Here is a 460-nt window from a genome sequence, read left to right as displayed (position 1 = left end):
ATTCGTGACTGGGGTGAAGTCGTAACAAGGTAGCCGTATCGGAAGGTGCGGCTGGATCACCTCCTTTCTAGAGTAGGCACTCCGCCTGACGTCCACACTTATCGGCTGTAGTAAGAAGAACGCAAAATGTTGGGGCTGTAGCTCAGCTGGTTAGAGCACCGTGTTGATAACGCGGGGGTCGTTGGTTCGAGCCCAACCAGCCCTACCAGTCTCACTAGTACTAGTAATACCCATTGGGGGATTAGCTCAGCTGGGAGAGCACCTGCTTTGCAAGCAGGGGGTCGTCGGTTCGATCCCGTCATCCTCCACCAAAACTGCTCTTATGTAAGACCGGAGTCTTAGATAAGCGTAGTACCGTTCTTTAACAATCTGGAAGAAGTAAAGTTTTATTTAAGCGCACACAGCAATGTGTGTACTTAGGGTAGTAAAACTCATCATCACAACGTAGTAAATGCTTGCC

General features: G+C 49.6%; 2 tRNA genes and 1 rRNA gene. All 3 read left to right on the top strand.

From position 1 onward, the window contains the following. A 16S ribosomal RNA gene (locus GM668_RS30335) occupies positions 1-67 on the top strand; the annotation flags it as partial. A gap of 64 nt (positions 68-131) precedes the next feature. Continuing rightward, a tRNA-Ile gene (locus GM668_RS30330) sits at positions 132-208 on the top strand. A gap of 27 nt (positions 209-235) precedes the next feature. Then, a tRNA-Ala gene (locus GM668_RS30325) sits at positions 236-311 on the top strand. The last annotated feature ends 149 nt before the right edge of the window (positions 312-460 follow it).

The sequence above is a fragment of the Pseudoduganella ginsengisoli genome (assembly GCF_009720865.1).
GTDB lineage: Bacteria > Pseudomonadota > Gammaproteobacteria > Burkholderiales > Burkholderiaceae_D > Rugamonas > Rugamonas ginsengisoli.
The sequence above is the reverse complement of the archived record's forward strand: the minus strand, read 5'-3'. Positions and strand labels throughout refer to the sequence as shown.